Origin of the sequence: Halopseudomonas sp. SMJS2, assembly GCF_029866945.1 — a bacterium.
Lineage (GTDB): Bacteria > Pseudomonadota > Gammaproteobacteria > Pseudomonadales > Pseudomonadaceae > Halopseudomonas > Halopseudomonas bauzanensis.
The window spans coordinates 59,231-76,941 of the sequence record NZ_CP123446.1 but is presented as its reverse complement, the minus strand read 5'-3'; the positions used below and the strand labels follow the sequence as shown (position 1 = coordinate 76,941).

20 protein-coding genes are annotated in these 17,711 nt (G+C 53.3%); all 20 read left to right on the top strand.

Annotated elements, in window-relative coordinates:
• Positions 1 to 90: 90 nt before the first annotated feature.
• The 20 genes from QAO71_RS17350 (at position 91) to QAO71_RS17255 (ending at position 17,709) form a co-directional block, all read left to right on the top strand.
• Positions 91 to 435, top strand: coding sequence for a hypothetical protein (locus tag QAO71_RS17350; protein ID WP_280165916.1), 345 nt, complete (start codon positions 91 to 93; stop codon positions 433 to 435).
• 9 nt (positions 436 to 444) lie between these two features.
• Complete coding sequence (locus tag QAO71_RS17345; protein ID WP_280165915.1) at positions 445 to 780, top strand: hypothetical protein; 336 nt, start codon at positions 445 to 447, stop codon at positions 778 to 780.
• Between the two features lie 90 nt (positions 781 to 870).
• Positions 871 to 1,146, top strand: a complete 276-nt coding sequence (locus tag QAO71_RS17340) for an HU family DNA-binding protein (protein ID WP_280165914.1) — start codon at positions 871 to 873, stop codon at positions 1,144 to 1,146.
• Between the two features lie 189 nt (positions 1,147 to 1,335).
• Positions 1,336 to 1,827 (top strand): hypothetical protein, encoded by a 492-nt coding sequence (locus tag QAO71_RS17335; RefSeq protein ID WP_280165913.1) that lies wholly within the window; start codon positions 1,336 to 1,338, stop codon positions 1,825 to 1,827.
• Positions 1,820 to 4,027, top strand: coding sequence for an ATP-dependent RecD-like DNA helicase (locus QAO71_RS17330; RefSeq protein ID WP_280165912.1), 2,208 nt, complete (start codon positions 1,820 to 1,822; stop codon positions 4,025 to 4,027). The genes QAO71_RS17335 and QAO71_RS17330 overlap by 8 nt, the downstream gene beginning before the upstream one ends.
• Positions 4,017 to 5,816: a DUF87 domain-containing protein gene (locus QAO71_RS17325; RefSeq protein WP_280165911.1), complete on the top strand. Its 1,800-nt coding sequence runs from the start codon at positions 4,017 to 4,019 to the stop codon at positions 5,814 to 5,816. Before QAO71_RS17330 ends, QAO71_RS17325 begins: the two co-directional genes overlap by 11 nt.
• Before the next feature lie 47 nt (positions 5,817 to 5,863).
• Positions 5,864 to 6,196, top strand: a complete 333-nt coding sequence (locus QAO71_RS17320) for a hypothetical protein (RefSeq protein ID WP_280165910.1) — start codon at positions 5,864 to 5,866, stop codon at positions 6,194 to 6,196.
• Positions 6,197 to 6,305: 109 nt separating this feature from the next.
• Entirely contained in the window at positions 6,306 to 6,653 is a 348-nt protein-coding gene (locus tag QAO71_RS17315) for a hypothetical protein (RefSeq protein WP_280165909.1), read from the top strand.
• Between the two features lie 5 nt (positions 6,654 to 6,658).
• Entirely contained in the window at positions 6,659 to 7,033 is a 375-nt protein-coding gene (locus QAO71_RS17310; RefSeq protein WP_280165908.1) for a hypothetical protein, read from the top strand.
• 10 nt (positions 7,034 to 7,043) lie between these two features.
• On the top strand, positions 7,044 to 7,427 hold the full coding sequence (locus tag QAO71_RS17305; RefSeq protein ID WP_280165907.1) for a hypothetical protein: 384 nt from the start codon (positions 7,044 to 7,046) through the stop codon (positions 7,425 to 7,427).
• A gap of 3 nt (positions 7,428 to 7,430) precedes the next feature.
• Positions 7,431 to 8,066 carry a TraE/TraK family type IV conjugative transfer system protein gene (locus QAO71_RS17300; protein WP_280165906.1) on the top strand — a complete coding sequence of 212 codons (636 nt, stop codon included), beginning with the start codon at positions 7,431 to 7,433 and terminating at the stop codon, positions 8,064 to 8,066.
• The gene (locus QAO71_RS17295) at positions 8,063 to 8,857 is read left to right on the top strand and encodes a hypothetical protein (protein WP_280165905.1); all 795 of its coding nucleotides are present in this window, start codon (positions 8,063 to 8,065) and stop codon (positions 8,855 to 8,857) included. Before QAO71_RS17300 ends, QAO71_RS17295 begins: the two co-directional genes overlap by 4 nt.
• Entirely contained in the window at positions 8,854 to 10,320 is a 1,467-nt protein-coding gene (locus tag QAO71_RS17290) for a conjugal transfer protein TraB (protein WP_280165904.1), read from the top strand. Before QAO71_RS17295 ends, QAO71_RS17290 begins: the two co-directional genes overlap by 4 nt.
• Before the next feature lie 316 nt (positions 10,321 to 10,636).
• A complete protein-coding gene (locus tag QAO71_RS17285; protein WP_280165903.1) occupies positions 10,637 to 11,110 on the top strand; it encodes a hypothetical protein in 474 nt (157 codons plus the stop codon).
• Positions 11,107 to 13,968, top strand: a complete 2,862-nt coding sequence (locus tag QAO71_RS17280) for an FtsK/SpoIIIE domain-containing protein (RefSeq protein ID WP_280165902.1) — start codon at positions 11,107 to 11,109, stop codon at positions 13,966 to 13,968. Before QAO71_RS17285 ends, QAO71_RS17280 begins: the two co-directional genes overlap by 4 nt.
• On the top strand, positions 13,955 to 14,350 hold the full coding sequence (locus tag QAO71_RS17275) for a hypothetical protein (RefSeq protein WP_280165901.1): 396 nt from the start codon (positions 13,955 to 13,957) through the stop codon (positions 14,348 to 14,350). The genes QAO71_RS17280 and QAO71_RS17275 overlap by 14 nt, the downstream gene beginning before the upstream one ends.
• Positions 14,343 to 15,572, top strand: coding sequence for a hypothetical protein (locus QAO71_RS17270; protein ID WP_280165900.1), 1,230 nt, complete (start codon positions 14,343 to 14,345; stop codon positions 15,570 to 15,572). The genes QAO71_RS17275 and QAO71_RS17270 overlap by 8 nt, the downstream gene beginning before the upstream one ends.
• Positions 15,553 to 16,221: a hypothetical protein gene (locus QAO71_RS17265; protein WP_280165899.1), complete on the top strand. Its 669-nt coding sequence runs from the start codon at positions 15,553 to 15,555 to the stop codon at positions 16,219 to 16,221. The genes QAO71_RS17270 and QAO71_RS17265 overlap by 20 nt, the downstream gene beginning before the upstream one ends.
• Positions 16,218 to 16,937 (top strand): transglycosylase SLT domain-containing protein, encoded by a 720-nt coding sequence (locus QAO71_RS17260; protein WP_280165898.1) that lies wholly within the window; start codon positions 16,218 to 16,220, stop codon positions 16,935 to 16,937. The genes QAO71_RS17265 and QAO71_RS17260 overlap by 4 nt, the downstream gene beginning before the upstream one ends.
• The gene (locus QAO71_RS17255) at positions 16,906 to 17,709 is read left to right on the top strand and encodes a sel1 repeat family protein (RefSeq protein WP_280165897.1); all 804 of its coding nucleotides are present in this window, start codon (positions 16,906 to 16,908) and stop codon (positions 17,707 to 17,709) included. Before QAO71_RS17260 ends, QAO71_RS17255 begins: the two co-directional genes overlap by 32 nt.
• The last annotated feature ends 2 nt before the right edge of the window (positions 17,710 to 17,711 follow it).

The window sequence follows — 17,711 nt, the reverse complement described above, 5'->3', positions numbered from 1 at the left end:
CGATGTACAACCACAAAGGGGGTCATTTTCAGACGTTGAATGGGCGCCAGTTGACGTTATGGTGTGACGACTAATGACATGGAGAAAAACATGGATTTCACCACTGTGGCACCCAATGCTGAACAGCTCGAAGAGGCCTATGGCGGCTGGAGCCATTCCTTGCTCGATATGATCTCCTTCCAGGTATCGCGCCAAACCGGGACAGAATCGGAGTATTACGTCCACCGTATTTACAGCAACGGGCTGCTTATGCCCGTGCCTTGTGATGTAGAGAACTGCTTTACTGAGGCCCAGATCCGTGAGATTTTCTACAAGGCATTGGGCCGGACGGTGGAAGCACAGCAGCTTGCATCTCGAGGGGCGATGATGCCTGAATGCTTGAAACGCTCGATGGATCTGGCGGAAGGCTTGACCAGGCCTATGGCTTTAATGTGAGGCGCAATCATGAATGAGTATGAATTAAGTCCTCGGGCCCAATCTGTAGCAGTTGGCCCACTGCGCATGAGCAAGCTCGTGCTCGCCATCAGCGGGGCGCTGTTGATGGTCATCGTGTGGGCAATTGGCTCGACCTTCCCACGAGCTACAGAAAGCAGTCCGCTCATTGAAAAGCTGATCAGCAACCAAAGTATCACTTTTGCCGGCGCTTTTCTCATTGGATGTTGGGTCATCAATATTATGAAGATGAACCCGTCGGCCGGGATAAACCCTGACACCAAGATGTGGGTCGTTGCGTTTTTAGCCGGCCACTTCGGCTCGCAGGTATTCCCCCTCCTATTCTAGCCGAAACTGCACGCTGTTTGAGTTGGAACCGCACGGCCAGTCGTTATAATTTCTCCCGTAGCGCTCAACCCACCCGATTTGAGGTACCTCATGAATAAAAAAGAACTGATTGATGCAATTTCCGCTGCGGCTGATGTCAGCAAGGACGCAGCCGGTCGCACCTTGGACGCGTTCATCTCAACCATCAGTGACGAGCTTAAGGCCGGCAACGATGTTTCTCTGGTTGGCTTTGGCACTTTTTCGGTTAAACAGCGCGCCGAGCGCACCGGCCGCAACCCCAAGACCGGCGAAGCAATCACCATCTCCGCGTCTACGGTGCCTGCTTTCAAGGCTGGCAAGGGATTGAAGGATGCAGTGAACGCCTGATTTAAGCAGAATTAAAAAGGCCTCGCATGACGCGAGGCCTTTTTCGTTTTTGAGTATCTATGCCCTCATACCCTGCAGATTCTGGAGCAATGGATAAGCGATTTGAACTTTTTTCACAGGATTAGTGAAATCGCCTCGATTTAGGGGCACTGCTGCGCACTATTAGGTTGCCTAATGGAGAAACAGCCAATGCAGCAGTTGATACATTCGCAGGAAGCAAAGGCCTTCCTCGATCACGACCTCAATGACACCAGTACCAAGCGACCTCTTATGCCTGTGTTTTTGGCGAAGGGTAGCAAGCTGATCATGTCCTCTGATGAACACGGCATGCAGAAGAGCGTGGCCACTCAGGTCATGCTACATGTCGAATCAGCCCACACTAAGATCTTGCGGATGCTGCGTCCGTTCATGTTCACGCAGATCGATGGTGTATTTGAGGGGTACAAAGGCGTTAGCGCATTAGCCCCGGATCGCGCCTACTCACGATACTTGGTCCCATCCGTTGAGCTGCTGGCCGACTTTGATCTTCTTGTGTGCTTATTGCGAAAGCATCCGGACAAAGTGAGCAATCCTTCTGCCGTACTTGACGAGGCGACACGGCTACTGGTCAAAGCGTACAGCCGAATCCACAGTACCGAGCGCCTGGTCACCAGCGGGAGGCTGCGAGCAAAGCATGCCTGAGTCCAACGCTTCTGCAGTTCCCTGCGATGCCGCCCTCCTCCGTGAAGAAGCAACGCTTGTCGATGTGCTCTTCCGGTCCCCCACCGGCCCATGGATGATCGGTCTATTTCGCCGGGAGGATGCTTCGGTATTTCATGCAACCGGAAACTTTGGCCATTCGATCTTGTTCGAGGACTTCATTCTTTATGGTGAGCGTAGCCCGGATGTGCCAGGGGGCGACTTCGATGTAAGCCAGTTCACCTCAATGCCACCCAGGTCGCTTACTTCATTGGCAGGCTACCTGTCGTCGCTCACAGGGGCTTCGCGTAGCTCTACGGTCAAATTGGTGCAGTATTTCGGCGAAAACAGCATAGACGTGCTCGAACGCTCTCCAGAACGTCTATTTGATGTTGATATCCCCGATAGTGACATTGAAAAGCTGCGCAAAGGGTGGAATGAACTTCGTTCGGACAAGCTGGCGCTCGCAAAGGTAGACATCGAGGGCATCTCGCCGAACAAGCTGAGCAAGCTGCAGCGCACCCTGGGCTACAACGTCGATCTCAACGCGCGCATCAAAGAAGACCCCTATCTGCTGTACGTCCAGTTCGACGACATGCTCTTCACTTCGGCGATCAACCTTGCCAGGCGCCTTGGCGTACCGAACGATTCTGTCTCGGCGGTCAAGGGAGCTGTCGTGGCCACACTCCGAAAGGAGGCATGGCTCGGGCACAGCTACGTGGAAGGCAAGCCACTGATCGAGGCCTGCATGCGGCTGCTCTCACTGACCCGTCAGGTGATTCAGCCGTTAATTGGCGATGGGGTGAAAGAGTTGGTCGACTGCGGTTTTGTCAAGGTGGCAGATAGCCGGGTTCAGTTAGCATCATTGCACAAAGCTGAACACGAGCTCATAAGCCTTGGCGTTGAATGGTCACAGTTCGACAACGAGGAGCTGGACGACATTGAGCCCAGCGAAGAGATGGGTCTCAAACTGATCAAGCCAATGAAGCTAAAGGCCACAGCCTCGAAGCCGTTGATCGCCGGCTTATGTTCTCTCCTGCAGGAGCGGTTTGCGCTAGTGCAGAGTGAAACGGTACAGGACCAGCTGACCATAACTACGGCTCTGGACTACATTCTCAGGGGCTTCGGCACAGACACCATATTCATGGCTTACACCTGCGAAATGGTCGACGAGGTGATCAAGCACTTGGGCGAAGACGCTGTAGTGTTCACCTACGCAGAGATGATTGGCCTTGATCCAGACACCGGCATACCGGGTCAAGGTGAAGCCAGCCCGGTTACGGCCGAAGTCATTGTGTTGATCGGCGCCGACTCAATCGGCATCGAGGAGATGACATGCATTATGCACGCCGCTCCGCAGACTGCACGCCTCTACATGTTCGGGTGCCCAAAGGACATGCCGTCCCTGACGGTAGGTCAGCCCTTCGCAGAAATGGTCAAGATCAAGGATATCAGGTGCTTTCAGGGATCATTTTGGCTCCCGCAGGATAGCGATCTACGCAATGTTCACCGTCAGGTTTGGGCTGGTACCCTAACCCCGGATTTAGACGTGTTTGATCCGACAGACTGGCTGTCATGGTTCAAGATTGAGCGAGACCACATCCCGGCCGTGCTTCCGGAGATGGTGGTGGGTCTGGCTAAAGCGAGCGATATAGATCCGCTGCACGACATCCAGATAGTTACCCCAGCTCAGAAGGCTCTCAGCCCCGCCGATGATGTTTACCAGTGGCTCAAGCCTCATCTTTCTGAGCGAATCCTGGGCGGGTATGAGACTGGGAGCTTCCAGGCACGAGAGTACGTTACGGGCTTACCGGTGGTAATCCGGCAGCCGATCACCAGTGCTAAGCACCCGGCCTTCTCTGTATTCACCCCGACGGAGGTCACGTTCAACCGTCTGGCGCTTGACTCCCGCAACCGGGGCGAAGTTGCAGTCGACCTGACCCAAAGGATTGATGTGTTCCCTGCGGCCGTCATGACGCCCAAGTTCGTCCGGGGCCGGATCTATGAGTACGTTGTTCTTGTGGCGCTAAAGGAACACCACAACCTGATCACCCAGGAGCTCATTAGCACACTGCTCAACAGCGCACGTAAATCGCTGGTCATCGTTGGGGAAATTGAAGACCTCGGCACTGGCCTCTCTGACCGTCCTGGCGTGCGTGCCCGCTCAAAACTTCCACAATGGATAACGATCGATGTCGATTAGATCAGCACGACTTGAGGCTCAGAAGGTAGAAATTGCCGATCTTAAGAAAAAGCAGAAAATAGCTATCAGCCTTGCACTTGTGGGCGCGGCCGTACCTTTTGCTCCTCTACCACTGTCTGTCATTTGCGCTGCAGCAGCTGCAGCATTTTGCCTTGGCGTCGAAAAGCGTATCGCGCAGTCCAGCAACGCACTGGTATGGGATACCAGCTATGTAGAGGATGAAATCCCAGACTGTGACTTCAGGCGCTCAACCTTCATGGGTAAAGCCATGCCGTGGACTGAATGGAAGGATCGCATCGATGTATTGAACAACCTCAACGGCACAGTAACAGCAGACGGGATTCGCCAGAGCCTCGTGGAGGCCTACCCCTCGATGATCCCGTTTATGCTCCAAGACGACATCATGACGCGGCACGTAGCGCTTCTTGCCGCGACAGGAACGGGTAAAACCGAGCTCCTGATTGCCATCATGCAGCAGCAGATCAAAAAGGGTGCAGGACTCATTCTGGTAGAAGCAAAGTCGGATTCTGATCTGTCTGGCGCTCTGTATTCGATGATGAAGAAAGCCAACCGCCTCGATGAATTCAGACTTATTAACTTCGAGTTCCCTGAAATCTCCCACACCTACAATCCGTTTTTCTCAGGCGGAGTTCGAGCCACGATTTCAACCGCTATGAAGCTGCAGGCCAACTCCAAAGAAGAGTTCTGGACAGACGTTGCGCGCTTCACCCTGACAGCAGCAATCCTGACGATGAAGCTGCAACCAGGCGCGCCCGCCTTTCACATCAAGGACATCATTGCCTGCCTGAGCGACTTCGATCTACTGCTTGGGTATATCAACAGAATTAACAAGGGGGACTCAACCGCGCACGCAGATGGCCGAGAGTGGCTGTTCAGCTATCTGCGCTACTGGAGGGATGACGAGCAGGAGGTATGGAACTACAAACTCTTCAAGACCCTCCTGCAGGGTCTGATTGCAAAGCTGAGTGCTTTTGCACACTCCGAATATTCGCGGATCGTTAACACGTACAGCCCCGATGTTGATTTGAAGGAGGCGATCCTCAATAACCAGGTGGTAGTGCTGTCCATGTCATCACTGGCGGACAAGGATGGCGTATCGCTGTTTGGCAAACTGTTTATCAGTGATCTTGCCCGGGCCATCGGCGAAATTCAGCTGGAGAAGTCAAAGCCGTTAATGATGTGCCCGGCCATCTTCGATGAGTACCCAAGTTTCATGGATGAGCAACAAGTCCAGCTCTTTCAGCTCGCCCGCTCAGCCAACGTACCTATCATCATCGCCTTCCAGGGCGTGGGATTTCTGGAAAACATCTCTCCGGCTTTCGTTGAGATGGTCCTCGGCAACTGCTGGACCCACGTCTACTGCGATATCAGGGACGCAAAAACACGTGAGTTCGCAGTCAAGCTTGCCGGCACCGTGGTCAGGCGCTTCATGCAGGAAACATCCGGGCTGAGCATGGGCCAGAGCTATGGATCGGAGGATTCCGGAGTGATGACACAGGACAGTGAGGGCGAAAGCTTTAGCTCCGGATACAAAGCCACCCGTGAGGAGCTTATTCAGCCCGAGGACTTCTCAACGCTCGACCAGGGTGATGCCATAGTCGTGGCCAAGAGCGGTACTTATCGCGTCCGGCTACCGATGGTACGCAACACCTTTGGCACGCCTCACTTCAAAGATATGACTCTTGTCCGGCGCCACCGGAGGGGCCGCTCTGGAGTGAATGCATGGGAAGCATTCAACAAGAAGAATGAGAAAATGATGAGCCGTTAATCGGCGCTAAACGATTCGCATGCGAATGAAAATACTCGGAGAAAGCAATGAACTGGATAGACCGTTTGCGCAACTGGGACTATAACCTCGGCGACATACTCACTTGGTTTATCAACATCGTTGAGTTTCATGTCCAACGCATAGGCTGGCCTGCCTACGTGGGGATTACTGTGGTGATACTGATTGTGGGATTGGCACTTCCGCCAACACGGCAGCTAACGAGCGGCATTATTACAGGCGTTTTCCGAACAATCCTGATGTACATCCAAATTGTGATGTCTCTCATAACGGTTCAGCTGTTCGGCTTTCTTGCACGCGTAGTTCTTTCGATGTTCCACCGCACCCGTCGCTGGGTTGCATCAATGTTTGCCTCCAGGTAGCTTCCAGACCTTCCACCCGGCTCCGGCCGGGTAATTTATTTTTAGAGGCCGCCGAAAAAAGGGCCGAAAAAGGGGCACTCCTTTCCACTATTAGGGAAAGGAGATTTTTATGCTCACTCATCCCAATCGTTATTTCTGTGGCTTTTGCTTGGCAACAGCGTCCTTTTTGACGCATGCAGCAGACAGCTACGTCATTGATCAGCGCGACGAGCGCTACCAGATCGCAATCGAGCACATCTCGAACGCCTCAATGGCACTGGCTGCGGCCAAGTCAGAGCTGAATAAAGCTCAGGCCACCTATTCCTTCCCTGGGCTCGACATCAATCGGATGACTGCCTCCCTCGTGCCGGTGGAAGAAACCCTACGAGTTCTTCTCGTCCCCGAGCAAAAGCGCCTCAAGTATCAGACCGCGATACCCGACGGCGTCTTTTTCTTACCTACCCCTGTTGGAGATTGACCCCCATGAACGCATCACTTGATTTCCCCCAAGTCAGGCAAGAGGAGCTTCGCAAATTCTTTGCCTACAGCATCATGTTATTGAGCGTGATGTTTTTACTGCTCGCCCCAGAGTTCGCTCACGCCCAGTTCAATGGTGACTTCGGCCCGAACCGGGAGATGGTACTAAACACCGATGCCTCCCTGATGGGCTGGTGGAAGGCTGCAGCTAGCTGGGGTATGTGGCTTGCTGTCGCGGCATTCCTTTTCTCGATTCTGTTCGCCGGTGGCAAGTGGTGGTACATCCCGATCATTTTCTTCGTCGTGTGCTTGTTCGGTGAACCAGCAATTACGCAGATTCGTACCTGGTCCGGTATGACAACGAATACCGCAACACCCTGAGGTATTGCACATGCGCTTAAGAGTCACGGAAGAGCACGACACCTACGTGTACGCCACTTCGCCAGTCAGCTTCGGCGGGCTGGCGAAAGAGGACCTGCTGTTTTGGATGGTACCGATGGCGGTTACACAGAATATCGCTGGCGGGGCGCTTTTGCCGTTCTCAGTTGGCTGCTTCTGCCTGTGGCTCTATAAGCGCCTCACAGCCCACCAACCAGCGGGATATTTAATCCTCAAGCTATCCGTGGTTATGGGCGATCTTGAGAACTCTGAGTTTGCATCCAACTACCCCGCCGTTAAAAACTTGGCAGGCGCTTTGAATCGTCTGGGAGCAACGGTTTGGCTCGATAAAGGGCTCATTCCCTCACACTCTTACTGCAATACTTACGAGCCATAAGCCATGTCAAAGAAATATGAGCCACAACTGAAGTACTTCAACCTGCTCGGCGGCGCTGAACTGCGGCAGAGCCGGCTGATGGTTGCATTCATAGTTGTGATCGTCGTGCTCGTCGTGGTTGTTTTCAATCTGGTCCGAATGAACAACTCGCTTCAGGTTGCCAACGTCGCGCTTCAGAAAGAACGCGTCATGTACGGATACCCGAATGGGGCAGGAATGTTCGTGTCAGCCAAACAGATACCGGACCACCACCTTACTGCGTTTACAACAACATTCTTGGACAACTACTACAACTTCACACCGGAATCGTCATTTGCCAATGCTGATGAAGCGTTGCGCCTCATGTCCTCCCGGCTTCGCGCTCTACAAGAGGCAAATCTGAAGGTCGTCGCACGGCAGTCTGCCGAGCAGCAGATTACTCAGGTTTTTGCCCGCACCAGCGATTTCACGATTGAACTGGACCCAAGCCTTGGCTACACCGTTTCTTTCACAGGGAAGCGGCACCGGTCAACACTCAACGCCATTTTCAGAACCAACGTATACAGCATAAAGATGCTCATCAAGCCGGTTCGTCCAAGCGCGCATTTTGAATGGGCGGTCGTTGTTGACGACATCCAGATTCAGGAGATTGACGGTTGAAAAAGACTCTAATGGCTGCGCTGGTTGCCGCAGCTTTATCACCTCATGCTTTAGCTAACGACGAATGCAACCGTTCGCCACGCTCAATCGTTTACAACAACACGCCGGTTGATGTCTTCATTTCTGATGACACCCAGCGTGCAGAAGTTTCATTCCCTGAGCCCTACCTCGAAGGCATCTATGTCGAGGTCACAGAGGGTATGAATTTCTACCGCACTCCCATCTCAAACAAGCTTGCCTTCATGGCGACGGACCCCCTTTACACGGGCCTAGTCACCGTGGATGGCCCAAGCAAGAATAGCTACATCATCCGCCTGATTACACGTTCTGGCTGCGCTGATAGCCAAGTGACAATTGAGAACCCACCTCTTGCGGACCGTTCAGATCGCCAGACCAATAACAAAGGTCAGGTTAAAGGGCTGATGAATTACCTTTATGAAGGGACGCTACCGTCAGGGTACCGCCAGGCTGACTTTTCGCGGATGTCTCGCAGCGAACGCGTAGTTTTCCGCCAAGGCTCATTGGAGTTCGTACTTCAAAGCCAGGTCGAAGGAGCCCGTTACATAGGCACCACTTACGAGGTGATCAACAGCGGCCGCACAGCAACGAAGGTGGCTATCGACCAGATCGACTACAGCAACGCTGCTGTTAGGAAATCGCTAGGTACAGCTCGGCAGGTATCCATGCTGCCTTCGTCACGGATACTCGGCCCCTCCCCTGAGTTCGTGACAGAGATCTATGGTGAAACACATCGTGGCTTGCTGTTCGTTGTCTCGGAGAAATCACGATGACCGAGGAAGCTTCAAAGAAATTCCCAAAGTCAAAGATGTTTTTGGGTGTGGCTGCAGTAGGCGCGATTTTCGTCATTTACAACGGATTTCAAGGGCAGGACAGCGCTGTGATCCCTTCAACTGCTACGACTCCAGCGGCTCTGGAGCACGGCTCTGATCCGGTGAACTCGATCGGCGTACAGGATCGAGATGCTGCCCTGACACAGTTCGCTAAGAAGATCGAATCGCTTGAGAACAAGCTCACCATCTCTAAAACCGAGAAGGCCAATGAATCCAAGTCTCTGGCTCGGCAGCTGCGAGAGCAGGAGCAGCGAACTAACACTGAGATCCGCGCCTTGAGTGAAGAGCTTGCCAGGATACGACAGGAACGGGTGGATGGCGCCTACTCCAGCGTAAATGCAGCTGACACTGGGACTGGTAGCAGCCTTCCAGATCTGCCTGCAATGCCTAGTCCAGATGGTGGATTGAATTTCGATGACTTGAGTTTCGACTTTCCCGCCCCTCCATCTCAGCAGAGCATGCAGGCAAACCCTTACGGCCCCAATTACTTCATTCTCAGGCCGGATGAGCCTGCCGCAGCAGTGGGCACCATCAATAGCGGGGGATCACTTTCTGCAACTGAGGCCCAGATGTTCGAAGCAATGGGCGAAGCTCCCCCTCAGCAGCAACAGTACGGCGCCACCCGTGTAGCGCAATATGGGATTACCAGTGGTGAAGCTGCAGCTGCGCCTGTAGAAGTCAAACCTGAAACACTCACAGTGCCTGCTTTCTCGTTTGTAGAAGTAACTACGCTTCACGGCGTTGCTTGTCCTGTTGGTGCCAACTCGCCGGGAGCCTCCAGCGCGTCCAACATACCGGCCCGTCCGGTTGTGATCCCGGTACGAGGTGTGTTTCGCGGTCCGAATGGAGCTATGCACGACTTGGGCAACGTCCATCTGATGGGCTTGTGTTCAGGAATAAGAACATCCAGCGGCTCTCATGGCCGCGCCACTGTCCGGGTTGAGCAGATGTCTTACTGGGACGCCGCTGGTGGGGCGCGCATGGCAGGTACGACCGGATACATTGTAGATACCCGTGATAACGAACAGGGTGTTTACGGGCGGTTGGACAAGGCTTCTGGCCGGACACTGGCTCTTCAGTCCATGGCTGCTGCAGCTGCTGCATTCTCCTCAACCTTGAGCCAGGCTGAATTCTCAAACCAGACCAGCGTTACTCCAGACGGCACCACCTCGAACAACTCTGTCCTCACAGGAAACGCTACTCAGGCCGGTGTACAGCAGGGTGTTGCAGCCCTCTTCACCAAGATAGGCCAGCGGTTTGAACAAGAGGCTAACGCCGCCATAGACACGGTAGTAGTTGAGCCCGGCATCAAGCTCCGCTTCGTTACTGACCAGCCCATCACCGTGGAACTTCCTGCCGATCCCTTCGAGGTTGATCCTGCTCGCTACGACATCTTGATATGAGAGAAATCCTTCGCATGCGAATACTTATCCCCGTGTTGACCATTCTCCTGACGGCCTGTGCCTCCCAGTCTCCTTTCAAGAATCAGGCAAGCATGGACGAGGTTTATAACGCAGTTCATGGCAGCGCCCAGCGTGACACCGTTGCTCTTTTGCGTGAAGGCTTACGAGCACGCCCAGAGCTTGGCTCAAGTGAGCCATATTTCCCCATTCGGATGCCCGACGTCGTAGCTCCGGTATGGAACGTACCGTATGCAGACAAGGCAACAGGAATCAAACGCGGGGGTCACTGGGATTACATAGTCGTCGAGGAGGCGCAATGGGCAGACTGATCTTATTGGTGCTCCCCTTGATGATGGCCGCTGATATTTACGCTCAGAGCCTCCCTCAGACCCATCAGGACGCCATTCGCGAACACCACACCAAGCAAATCATGGGTAGCGGTAAGAACATTACTGTTCTGCAGCCCGATGTCTTGCTGTACCGCTCGATCTTTGAGCGAAAGAACACGGTTCAGCAGCGCCAGCTCATTGATCCTGACCCAGTTCCATGGGCGCAGGTTTTCAAGAATGTCGATCTGAGTTTCGGACACATCTTGACCTTGGCGGCGCTGGCCAGTGGGTATGACGCCCACTTCGACGGCAATATTGATCCAACCCAGATCGTTCAACTCAACACCCAGGCAAATTCGATGGTAGATCTTGCGGAGTACCTATCGCGGGTCACCGGTACCCAAATTACCGTGTATCCCGAAAGCCGGGTGATAGTGGCGTCAGCAAGGACAACCCCATGACAGCGCCACAGCCTCATCTTTTCGATAGCGAACTCAAAGGTCTAGGACGCCGTGGGTACCAAGGTGGCATGCCTCTTGAGTTGCTGTCAGATGCATTCCTTTTCGAGTCAGAAGGCAACTACTTTCATACAGTGGACGGCCGCTTTGCAAAAATATGGCGGCTCACAGGACACGACATCTCATTGTTGAACAACGACCATCTCTATGGAATTACAAGCGCGCTGGGAGATGTACTTAACAAGTTCCCCAGTGGCTCTTCTGGCCAGGTCATTCGACATACTCACCGCGACATCCGTGGGATCTTGCAGCAGTACGCCGGCAGCGTCGATGAGAATGCCGGTGAATTCGCTCAGGCGATAGCCGACTCAATCATATCTCGCCAGATTACTGCGTCTGTGGCGAAGAACGGCTTCTTTGCGAAGCTATCCCCAGCCATGATGAAAACTCTCCAGGACGAGGCGCTTCAGGATCTGGACGAGGACGTTCGCGAGAACGTCAGTAAGGCCATCACCCGGGAGATTCGTGAAGGACGCTTTCCGTTCGTAACGGATATCTATCTTGTCATGTTCTGGGAGCCATCTTACCTTTTTGGCAAGTTCTTTGACTCTGCATCCAAAGCAGCTCTCGCCTCGGTAGGCCTTGTCGACCCGAACAAACTGGCGCGCGAGGCCTATACGAAACAGTCAAAAGAGTTTGGTCGGGTTTGCCACGATGTGGCTCAGGCCCTCGCCTCCTACAATTTCTTGCCAGAGGAAATTACTGGGCAGGGCTACGTGAACTGGATGTACCAGCTCATGAACCCAGTACGCAGCTTCGAGATTGAACCTCCGAAATTCAAGCCAGAGCTCCCGATCTACGAATGCCTGAAGCATCCCGACGAAATCCCAAGATCAGAGGCCTTAAACCGGGTGGGTACCTACGCGTGGGTGCAAACCGAGGGTTCTGGGTGGACGATTCACGATAGCGGTCATGAATACTACATGCGCTCTGTCTCAGTACTCGGCAAGCCGCTAAAATCTTTCCCGGGCATGATCCAGATGGCGATGACCGGCATTGAGTGCGAGTCCCTTGTGACAATCAATTGGCATGTTCCTGGGCCATTGGTGACCAATACCCGCCTCCTTATGCGCGGCAGGCTTCTTGCCGGTAAAGAATCAATGAAGATCGGTGACGAGAAGACCCGTCAGACTCAGCGGGAGGATCTTGCCTCGGTAAAGAACATGGTCTCGTCAGAGAACGTTAATAACCGTGAACAGTTTTTTGATACGTCAATTCACGTCACTCTTATGGGCTTCGACGAGGAGCAACTGAACGATCAGTGCCTTCAGCTTGAAAGTTTGCTCTGGCGCCTTGGTCACCGCGAGGAGCTGCGTGGGGATGCGGTCGTACGCAATTCGTTGCCCCTGAACTACCGGCCGAGCAGCATGAGACTACTTCGCAGGGATACCCCCCACCTCACCGGAAGCCTGTCACACATTTGCCCAGTGTTCCTGGAGTACCAGGGCGTTGCTGATCCTGCAATTTTGATGAACAACAGAGCTGGCCAACCGATATTCGTGGACCTCTGGGGTAGCTCGGTCAATACCGCCCACTCTCTCATATGCGGTACCACCGGCTCGGGTAAATCATTCACCTTCAACAATCTTTTGATGGGCCTGAGGGTTAAGTACCGGCCAAAGGTTTGGATTATCGACAAGGGCGATTCATACGAATCGTTGTGTCTGGTGTTGGATGGTAATTACGTCCGGCTGGCAACTGAGCCTTTTGAGGACCCGGTAAGCAAACGCACCATCAATCCGATCTGCATCAATCCGTTCTTCATCCACAAGGATGAGAATGGGAACAACGAAATGCCTGCCGTCGATGACATATTTTTCATCACCCGCATGCTCATGATGATGGCCAATTCCGGAGATGGATCAACAAAAGTTCGGCAGGTAACCAGCGCCGTTTCGGTCGCGCTCACCTATCGAGCTCTGGAGTCTTTCTTCACCTCATGGGTTGAGTCAAACCCGAAGGACGAGCCGACTTTCAGTGACTTCATACCGACTCTGGAAGCCTACTCATTTGAAGGCATCAGCGGCTTATCTATCAGCCAGCCCCTGAGCCTTTATTTCGGGACTGGCCCGTTTGCTGCTCTGTTCGATGGAAAGCTGCAGGTCGACTGGGACAATGACTTCACAGTACTCGAAACCCAGCGCATGGCGAACAGCCCGGCCCTTGGTGTAGTGACCCTGGCCCTGTTCCGTCAGATCGACATGTACTGCAAGTTCAAGCTTGATCGAGCTCGAAAGAAAATCGTAGCGGTGGACGAAGCTTGGGCCACTCTTTCAGACCCAACTGCTGCTGCAGCACTGGCATCTTTCTATCGGGAGCTCCGCCGTTATAACGCTGGGTGTCTGCTGATCAGTCAAACGGTCAAGGACTTTGTAAACCTGGTGAAAGCAGACTCTGGTGGAGGCGATGGGCAAGACGGGATTCTCGAAAATACGAGCCACTACTTCTTTCTGTCGTGCTCAGAGTCTGATTATCAGCTCGCCAAAAAGGAGCTGGCATTTACAGATGAAGAGATTGATTTGTGGCGCTCCCTGGCTTCGCTTCCACCGATCTATTCAGAGGTTTTCTATCGAATACGAACCTCTCAGAGCATCTATTACTCAGGGGTATTCCGACTTTTTGCCAGCGCTGTCTCTTTGTGGATCGCTTCTTCACACCCTGACGACTATTACATGCGAGAGTCCAGAACCGAGCAAATTGTTAAGGAGTCAGGGCTTGGTTTCGCTGAAGCACGCCAGAAGGCCATTGTTGAACTTGCCAAAAATTATCCCTACGGAGCGCGATTCAATGTTGCACCTTAAATACACACTCAGCATTACTATCGTTCTCGCGTCTGCTTTCCTTTCGGCTTGCAGCACCACACATGAGCCCCGGGCAACCATTCTCGATGATGAGCGCCGCGCTGCTGAGAAGGCCTATTACAAACCGAGAACCGAAATCGAGCGCAGGGCTTACGAAGAAGGGGTGCGCGAGGTTCTGATCGATATGAAAGGGAAAATGCGGGCCAGAGATAGATTCACGTGGGACGCACCGATTGTTGAATGTGGCGTTCAGATCCCCGCTAGGGTCATGAACGGCATGCTTATACCAAGTAATGAGCAATGTGTGCAAATCGCGCCGGGACGATGGACAGAGGAAGCACCTACTTACCTACCAATCCTTGGAGGCAACGGCAATGAGTGAAGAGAAAAAGCCAACCGCGATTGGCGAACTGATCAGCAAAATGACTTCCGGAATCGACAAGGTCAAGGCCGGCAACAAGCCACCTAAACCCGAATCAACAACAGAAGATGAAATCGTCGTTGCCGAACCGGTGAATGAACACGATTCTGAATACGATATGAGCAGTAAGCAGCAGGACAAGGTGGTGCCTGGCTTCGAGAACGACGACGATCCGCTTATTGGCGAATATGACAAGGCTCCGCCTGCTCGGCCGACGCTGAAAGAGTCCATTGCCAAAATGACCATGAAGCAAAAGGGAGCAGCTGCAGCAATAGTGATTGTCGCTGTCTTCGCCTTGAAGAATCATTTTTCTGGCGCACCTTCGTCCCCGGGTGAAACTGCCGGCATGACCGAAACCCCCGCTTATATTGAAGATGAACTGGAGTTACCTAGTCCTACCCTTTCAGAGGCGGAGCAGCCGTTACCGGGGTTTGAAATAGACGACCCAATTTTTAGTGGGATGTCTGCGGCTGAAGGTGAGCCCATGGCTGTTCAGGAAACGGATGCTCCATTCCCTTCCTTTGATGCGAATATGCCGTTGCCACTAACCGATAGCGATCTGCCAACTGATAGCCCATTTGCAGCAGGCCCCTCTCCAGCGACGACCGTCGAAGCAACTTTTAACGCTGCAGCCGGCGCACAAGAAAGTAGTTTTGATAATACCTCCAGTTTTGACACCGCATTCGGTGGCACAGACAAACCAAATCCGGATAGTAGTAATAGTGATTTGGAACCAGGTGTGAACAAAGAGCTTGCTGCAGCCCAAGAAGCGCTTGAGAAGAACAACGCCCGGGTTGCTGAGCTTGAGCAAAAGCTAAAGGAAGCGAACAAAAAGCTGAAGTTGGAGCAAGCCCGGCCTCGCGGCACAGCAGTAGCTGCAGCACCGAGACCTAAGGCACCGGCGCCAAGGCCAACGGCAACCAAGCAATCGCCAGTAGCAAATGCTCCCGCACCGAGGCCGAGCCTGTGTGTAGCTGCAGTGGCTCAAGCGGCTCGAAATTGTTCAACCTGCGTAGCGCACGCCTTCCTTACCCACAAAGGTCAGGAAACAATGCTTGGACACGGAGACTTCATTGAAGGCTACCGAGTCTCAATCAGCGGCGACCGGCTAGACCTCCAAACCACGAACGGCGAAGTGGTGCATAAATATTGGAGTTCACCGGATGGGTGCAGTCGAACGTAGCGAGAATTTGTCCGAGGTTGGGGTCTCTGAAAAGGATGAGACCCTGCTTCACCGCATTTACCGAGAGGTAAACCGGTGTCACTACTCAGGTAAAATCAACATTCCGGTTCGCTGGGAGATACCCAGCGCAAGCGAAGCCCCTGAGCCTCCCCGCAAGCTTTCAACGCTCACACCTCAAGAAATGAAGCGCATTGTGATGGCCGTCAAAGCCTACGAATGCCAAGACTTCGAGGGAGCGAAAAAGTTGATCAAGCCATTTACAGGCAGAGGCGTAACCGACGCCGATCAACTCTACATCCGCATCTTGATGGCCGCTAATGATCCATCTTGGTCTGATGTGGCCCGACAGATAAACACGGTTAGCGCCGACACCCTTTTCGTGCCGGCAGCTAGCACCGAGGTGGTTGACCGAGTGGAAGTCATTTACGTCCACCCTGCCCTATCGAAATCAGCCGGCTACAACGCGCCCCGCTACGTTCTCAGGTATGTGCTTTTTCATGAGTTCCTGCACAAGTTTCTCAACACAGCACCAGACGATCCACATCCTGCTCTATTCAGAACGATGGAAAAAGCAGTGCCTGAGCGGGCTAAGGCGATCGCGTGGTTGCAGGCGCATCAGTTTTCAACGGTTGAGGACCATCAGCCTTGAAGCTTTCTATCGTTGCTGGTCTGCTGACTTGCCTGCTCACGACAACCACCGCATCTGCCTCAGTGTATGACCCCTTGATAGATACGGCCGCTAAGCGCCATGGCGTTGATCGGATCGTACTGCGCGCCATTGCGCAACAGGAATCCGGTAAGAACCCATGGTCATTTAATGCCGATGGCGAGGGCTTCAAATTCCAAAGCCGAGAGAACGCCATAACAGCTCTATACGCAATCAACTCCGCGCCCTGGATGGTCAAAGTGTTGCCGCACCGGGGAGACGGTGCAGTTCATCGACGATTCTTCAGAGACAGTGCAAGCGCTCAGCAGTATCTGAATGGGTATCTCGCCGTTCATGGCCTGAATGGCAAACGGGTGATAACACAAAGAACGGATGCGAAAAAGGATCTCGATTTCGGCCAAGCGCGCGTACGTCGCTTGTGGCTCCTCAACACTGACATCGGCATCGGGCAGATCTCATACCGGTTTCACGGACAAAACCGGGTCTCTGTTCAGCACTGGTTTAACCCCGCAATAAACCTCGATTACGCAGCCAGCTTGATAGCAGAACACAAGCGGTCAACCGGGTCTGACTTGGAAGCAGCAGGCCTCTATCACTCAAAAACACCCAGTCTAAGAGCTGCTTATATGAAGCGCTTCATGCCCATCTATAGAAAGGAGGTGGCTCGTGCGCAACAAAGCCTTACAGCTTCTCACTAGCCTATTGCTGGCGTCCTGCCCGGTACTCGCTGATGACAATGACGCCCTGACCACGGATCAACGTGTGGGTGAAGGCCTCATGCTGATGCTTAAAGGTGACAAACAGGCTGCCTGGCCAATCTTGATGGCTGAAGCCAAAAAGGGAAACGCCACCGCGATGTTTCATCTTGGTAATCTCATGCTCAAGTCACCAGAAGATCCGGATCACATTCACAAAGCACAGAAATTCTTTACTGCAGCAGCTGCTCGAGGACACAAAGGTTCCGAAGCACTACTCAAGCAGGTAACTGCAGCTCTCAATACGGCCTCATCAAGCAAGCCAACCATTGCAGGGATGTCGGGACTGCCTACAACTGAACAAATCGCCGAGGCGAAACGACGCATATCTGCACATACAGCTCAGGCCGTGCGGTTCACAGGGTTCGTATTGGATGAGCCGAAATTGAAGATTTCTGCTTTTGCGGAGAACAATGCGGACTCGATCAGCAGACTCAGCTCAATCATAGATTCAGCCAAAGCCCAGTTTTCCGAGGCGATCGGCGTTGACTTCTACATCATCGTCGACCCCCAGAGCTGGAACTCATCACAAACGCAGATCATCAGGTCGAGCGCAATGCCTCAAGAGGGCTTCATGCCGGATCTGGGAGGCCAAATGGCAGCTCAGCTGGGTGTGAAGCGTGCGCCGGCGATAGTACTTCAGTCTCAAAATGAAAGGCCTCGGGTCGTCTCGGACCCATCATCTCTGATAACCGAAATTTCACGACTGCTATAGGT